The sequence below is a fragment of the Protofrankia sp. BMG5.30 genome (genome assembly GCF_001983005.1).
Classification (GTDB): domain Bacteria; phylum Actinomycetota; class Actinomycetes; order Frankiales; family Frankiaceae; genus Protofrankia; species Protofrankia coriariae.
Genome location: NZ_MOME01000046.1, coordinates 45,312 through 51,513 on the forward strand (window position 1 = coordinate 45,312; position 6,202 = coordinate 51,513).

Here is a 6,202-nt window from a genome sequence, read left to right on the forward strand (position 1 = left end):
CGATGGAGCCGCCGACGGAGAGGCCCACACCGTCGTCTCCGGCGCCGTGGCGGGACGGCCCCGCGCGGGGGTGGGACGACGAGCGTCCCGCCGGCGACCTGCGGGCTCTTCGGGCACACCGGCTGCTGGTGACCCTGGTCACGCTCGCCGCGCTCGGCGGCGGTCTGCTGGCGCTCGCCCTGCGGCCGACCACCTACCACGCCAGGGCGGACGTTCTCGTGACACCGCTGGCGCAGGACGACGACAGCCTGCTCGGGCTGCCGCTCGTCCGCGACCTGGGGGACCCGATCAGGACGATCCAGACCGCCGCCGCCGCCGCGGACAACCGTGACATCGCACAGGTCGCGGCCACCCGGCTCGGCGCGCCCTGGACGGCGGAACGCGTCCAGCGGACCGTCGACGTGGCGCCGAAGGGGCAGACCAACATTCTCGAGGTCGTGGCCAGCGCTTCTGTGGCGAGGACCGCGGCGGATGTCGCGAACACGTACGCGCACTCCCTGATCGACACCCGGCAGGCCACGCTGCGACGGCTGGCCGACTCCTCGGCCCGCGCGGCCCAGGCCAGGCTCGACGCGCTGCGCAGCCAGCCCGGCGGCGCCGGCCAGCAGAGCGGCGACGCCGCCGGCCAGCAGAGCGTCACCGCCGCCGGCCTCGAGCAGCGGCTGGTCGAACTGGGCCAGGTCCGCGACAGCGGTGATCCCACCATGTCGCTGCTGCAGGACGCCGCGGTCCCGCGCTCGGCCGCGGGCGCCCCGGCCTGGCTGGTGCTGACGATCAGTACGCTGGCCGGCCTCGTCCTCGGGGCGGCAGCGGCGATCACGGCCGAACGGCTCGCCCGCGCACGGCGTGGCCGGCAGGGCTCCGCCTGGGACGACGGGTCCGCCCGCACGGTATCGGCAGGCACGACATCCGCGGGCGTGATGCCGGCGGGTACGGGATCGGCAGGCACGGTACCGGCAGCGGACACGGCGGCGGCCGACGGCGCGTCCCCGTCGCCCGGACCGCAGGCGTCCACGGTGGACACACAGGCCGGTGTGGCCCCCACGGTGCGGGCGCTGGATGGCCAGCCGACCGGGCCCGCCCGGTAATGGCGCGGACAGCGCTCGTCACGGGGGCGGGCGGGTTCATCGGCGGGCATCTCGCCRCCGCGCTCGTACGCGGTGGCAGCCGCGTCCGTGCCTTTCTCCGGTACAACTCCCGGGGCGAGAGGGGCAGCCTGGAATGGCACGACCAGCACGTCGTACGTGACATGGAGGTCCTCTTCGGTGACCTGCGCGACGTCGAGTCGGTGCAGCGGGCGGTCAGCGGCGCGGACGTCGTCTTCCACCTCGGGGCGCAGATCGCCATCCCGTACTCCTACGTCAACGCCCGGGACTTCTTCGAGACGAACGTGCTCGGGACGCTGAACGTCGCCGAGGCCGCGCTGCGCGCGGGGGTGGGCCGGGTCGTGCACACCTCGACGAGCGAGGTGTACGGCACCGCCCGCACCATCCCCATGACCGAGGAGCATCCCCTGACGGCGCAGTCCCCCTACGCCGCCAGCAAGACAGGCGGCGACCAGCTGATGGGCGCGTTCCACCGCTCGCACCAGCTGCCGGTGACCGTGCTCAGGCCGTTCAACACCTACGGCCCGCACCAGTCGGCCCGCGCGGTCACGACCACCGTCATCACGCAGGCGCTGGCCGGTGGGACGCTGCGCCTCGGGGAGCTCGACACCCGCCGGGACCTCACCTTCGTCTCGGACACCGTCGCCGGTTTCCTCGCCGCGGCGGAGTCCGACGCCGCCGTCGGCCGGACCGTCCACCTGGGGACCGGGCACGACGTCTCGGTGGCGGAACTCGTCACCGCGGTCGGCGACCTGCTGGGCCGGAAACTGACCGTCAACGTCGACGAGACCCGGCTGCGGCCGCCGCACAGCGAGGTCGCACGGCTGGTGTCGAATCCGGCGCTGGCCCGCGAGCTGCTCGGCTGGGCCCCCCGGGTCGACCTCGACGCCGGGCTCACGGCGACAATCGGATGGATCAAGTCGAACATGAGCCGGTTCCGCGTCGGTGAATACTCGAGATGACCGCCGCGGGTGACTGCGGCGGCCCCGCCCGCCCCGCCAGCGGGTCGATATCGGCGACTCCCGTATCGAGTAAGGTCTGCTGGGAACAGGGCGTGTCGGCGGCGGGACACCGGCGCATCCAACCACGGGTGTGTCCGATCATGCCGGACGGTGCCACGGCGGTGACGCCGCCGAACCGGTGAGCCGACCGCTCCCCACGCCCGTGGGGGTCGGCATGCGGACCCGGCGGGCAGGGCAGCAGACACGGACAGGGCAGACAGGGCAAGGACGACGTGATGTGTGAGAGAAGGCCCGGCGGCCGGTCATCGCTGACCGGCGCCCACGGTAGCCAGAGCGGGGGGCGGTCATGAGCAAGGTCCCCCAGACGGACGCCGAGTACCGGGCATCCACGCTCTACGCCAAACGCCATTCGGTGGCGCACCTGCTCGCCCACGCGGTGCTGGAGAAGTTCCCGGACGCCAAGCTGGGCGTCGGCCCGCCGACCCGGGACGGCTTCTACTACGACTTCGCGCTCCCGCGCCCCCTCACCCCGGAGGACCTCGCCGAGCTCCAGGAGCGGGTACGCGCCCTCATCCGCGGCGGCGTGCACTTCGAGCGGCACGAGCTGACCGCGGACGAGGCCGTCACCAAGTTCGCCGATCAGCCGTTGAAGCTGGAACTCATCCGCGACATCGTCGCCGGCGGCGTCGACGACAACGGCGAGCCGATCGAGGGGCCGGTCGAGCTGTCGGTCTACGAAAGCGGCGACTTCGAGGACCTCTGCCGCGGGCCGCACATCGAGGACAGCAGCGCGATCCATCCCGACGCGGTGGCGCTGCTGCGGGTCAGCGGCGCCTACTGGCGAGGCGACGAGAAACGCCAGCAGCTCCAGCGGATCTACGGGACCGTGATGGACTCCCCCAAAGAGCTGCGTCACTACCTGTGGCAGCTGGAGGAGGCGAAGAAGCGGGACCACCGGGTCATCGGTGAGGCGCTGGACCTGTTCGCCTTCAGCCCGGCGGTCGGCAAGGGGCTGCCGCTGTGGCTGCCGAACGGCACCATCGTCCGCGACGAGCTGGAAACCTGGGCGCGGGAGGTCGAACGCGCCCACGGCTACCAGCGCATCGTCACCCCGCACATCACCAAGAGCGACCTGTACTACATCTCCGGGCATCTTCCGTACTATGCGGACGACCTCTACTCGCCCATCGACATCGATGGCGAGGAGTACTACCTCAAGCCGATGAACTGCCCGCACCACCACATGGTGTACAAGGCAYGCCCGCGCAGCTACCGGGAACTGCCGCTGCGGCTCGCCGAATACGGGACGGTCTACCGCTACGAGCGGTCCGGTCAGCTGTTCGGGATGATGCGGGTGCGCGGTTTCTCCCAGAACGACGCGCACATCTACTGCACGCGGGAACAGGCCATCGACGAGTTCCTCGCCGTCATGCGGCTGCACGCCCTCTACTACGACAAGCTCGGCATCGAGGACTACCACATGGTCCTCGCGCTGCGGGATCCGAAGAACACCGAGAAATACCACGGCGACGAGCTGATGTGGCAGGAGGCCGAACGCATCACCCGCGACGCCATGGAACGGTCCGGCATTCCCTACATCGAGGACATCGGCGGCGCGGCGCACTACGGGCCGAAAGTCGACTTCATCCTCACCTCGGTCACCGGCCGGGAGTTCGCCGCGTCGACGAACCAGGTCGACCTCTACATGCCCGAACAGTTCGGCCTGACCTTCACCAACCGGCACGGTGAGGCGGAGCAGGCGGTTGTCCTGCACCGGGCGCCGCTCGRCTCGCACGAACGTTTCGTCGCGTTCCTCATCGAGCACTTCGCCGGGGCGTTCCCGGTGTGGCTCGCCCCGGTGCAGGTGCGGGTCGTCCCGATCAGCGACCGGCAGGCCGACGGCGCCGCCGCCGTCTGGCGCCGCCTGGTCGACGCGGGAATCCGCGCGGAACTCGACGACAGCGACAACACGATGCAGGCGAAGATCCGCAGGGCCGAGCAGCAGAAGGTGCCCTACGTCGCAGTCATCGGTGACCGTGAGCTGGAGAACGACTCGGTGTCCGTCCGCGCCCGCGGGCGGCGCAACCTGGGCTCACGGCCCGTCCCAGAACTGATCGAGAAGCTGGGCCGGCTCATCGCCGACCGCGCCATGACCCTCGACCTGGATCCGGCCGGCTGATCCCGTCCCGGACACCGGGCTTGTCTCCGGGTCTCCGGTCTTCCTTTCCCGCCGGGCGTCCTTCTTCCACCGCACAGGCTGCTGGTGAGAGAAAGACACCCGGCGGTGACGCGTGCTCCACGGGTGGGCGCGGACTGTCGGTTGCCGCCCGCAGCAGCGCCGGCCCCAGCGCGAGCAGGAACCACAGGCGCTTGTCTATGGCGTTGGACAGGAAGACACCCGAAACGGCCATGCTGAACGTGGCCAGCAGAACCGCGCTCGCCACCGCCGCGTTCCGCCGGTCACCGAGCGCCTCGAAACGCCGGGCGGCGAGGAACATCGACCGCAGGCAGAGGACGAGAAAAGCCAGGAACAGCGCTACCCCGACGATCCCGTTCTCCGCGAGCAGTTGGAGATAGGCGTTGTGCACCTCGTGCGCGCGGCTGATGATGATGTCGAGCCAGGGTACGGGCCCGACCCGGCGCACGTAGTCGCTCTCCACCGCCGTGTAGTTGTTCAGCCCGACCCCCAGGACCGGATGGTCCCGCACGACGCTCCAGGCGACCTTCCACAGGTCCACCCGGCCGTCCCCGCGGTCGTTCGTCGTGATGCGCTCCCAGGCCGCGGGCGACGTCGCCAGCCAGGCGGTGGCCGCGGCCGTGACAAGCAGGATCAGCCCGGCCACCCGCCGACGGTGGCGCCGCAGCAGGACGAGCGCGGCAAGGGCGCTGGCACCGGCGGCGACGAACGCCCCACGGGAGAGGGTCGCGGCGAGCCCGACGGCGGCGAGGCCGCTGGCCGCGAGCAGGAGCCGGCGCAGCGCCCTGTTCTCGCTCGCCGCGATGAGACCAACCGCCAGGATCAGCCCCGCCACCAGCCACGAGGCGAGAAAGTTGGGATCACCCGCCCCGCCCTGCAACCGGGGGGCTCCAGCCAGGCCCGCGGGGTTGCTCGGCCACGGGCCGGCGCCGGCCAGGCCGACGGCGACCGAGAGCACCGCACCGGCGAGAAACGCGCCGGCGGCCAGGCGGACGGCCCGCATGTCGGCCATTGCCGTACCCACCACGACGAAGATCATTACCAGTGCCCACCAGTGCCACAGGTCGGTGGCGGCGGCCCCGATGTCGACGGCCCACAGCAGCGACAGCGACAGCGACGTCAGCAACAGCATGCCCACGGTGACGAGCCCCGGCCGCTGCCGAAGCGCGGAGAGGTCGACGCTGCCACACCCCGCCGTCCGCGGTGCCGGCCCTGCTGGTCCTGCCGGTCCGCGCAGTGCCACGAGCCAACGCAGGATGAGGACCAGACCGGCCGCTTTCGCGGCAAGGTTGAAGGCCGGGACGGCCTCGAGGAACAGCGTTGGCGTCCACAGGGCGATACCGAGCCGTAGATCCACGACGGCCAGGGCGACATACAGCACGAACACGAGCAGCGCCAGCCCCACCCACACCCGTTCGGCCATGGTGGCACCGACGAGCACGGCGCCGACGGTGGCGGCTACGGCGACCGCCGTTTCCGGCCTGCCGGGCGCTGTCGCACCAGATTTCACCAGGCCGGGTTCCACCGCGCCACACCGTCCGGCGTCCGATGGCCGCAGGCGGGCGGCCCACGCGGGGACTGTCCGCATCACCGTCGCCGGGCGGCCGTGACGCCGGGGATCGTTCGGCCAACTCGTCAAGGCACGTACACCCTCCCGGTCCGCGCGGCACTGGTCCGTCGCTGGCCCGTCTCCGGTCCGTCACCACCATGTCTCCGCCTGTCATGGTCGACCGTATGCCGGCCCAGCCACACGCAGGCCCCGCATGCGCGGTAGTTCGCCTACGCCAAACGCGGGTGGCGACCGCGACGAGGCCACGTCAAGCAGTGCGTGCCTCAAGCAGTGCGTGCCTCATTCCCACGCGGGGTCCGCGCTCAGCTTTTCGATGATCCGGTCGTGGAAGCTTCTGCGCTCGAGTCCACGGTCGCCCGGCCAGCGG

General features: G+C 71.4%; 4 protein-coding genes. 3 read left to right on the forward strand and 1 reads right to left on the reverse strand.

From position 1 onward, the window contains the following. Positions 1-2: 2 nt before the first annotated feature. The 3 genes from BL254_RS21050 (at position 3) to thrS (ending at position 4,247) form a co-directional block, all read left to right on the forward strand. Positions 3-1,088 (forward strand): hypothetical protein, encoded by a 1,086-nt coding sequence (locus BL254_RS21050; RefSeq protein WP_047224234.1) that lies wholly within the window; start codon positions 3-5, stop codon positions 1,086-1,088. Continuing rightward, positions 1,088-2,068 (forward strand): SDR family NAD(P)-dependent oxidoreductase, encoded by a 981-nt coding sequence (locus BL254_RS21055; protein ID WP_076844727.1) that lies wholly within the window; start codon positions 1,088-1,090, stop codon positions 2,066-2,068. The genes BL254_RS21050 and BL254_RS21055 overlap by 1 nt, the downstream gene beginning before the upstream one ends. A gap of 346 nt (positions 2,069-2,414) precedes the next feature. Next, positions 2,415-4,247, forward strand: coding sequence for a threonine--tRNA ligase (gene thrS / locus BL254_RS21060; RefSeq protein ID WP_076844728.1), 1,833 nt, complete (start codon positions 2,415-2,417; stop codon positions 4,245-4,247). On the opposite strand, the gene BL254_RS21065 is transcribed toward thrS, so the two are convergent. Then, a complete protein-coding gene (locus BL254_RS21065; protein WP_139342432.1) occupies positions 4,201-5,775 on the reverse strand; it encodes an O-antigen ligase in 1,575 nt (524 codons plus the stop codon). The two genes, thrS and BL254_RS21065, sit on opposite strands and share 47 nt — an antisense overlap. Positions 5,776-6,202: the final 427 nt, after the last annotated feature.

Bases quoted from the DNA above. Each gene is read 5' to 3' on its own strand.
- BL254_RS21050 (WP_047224234.1), top strand. From the start codon at position 3: ATGGAGCCGCCGACGGAGAGGCCCACACCGTCGTCTCCGGCGCCGTGG.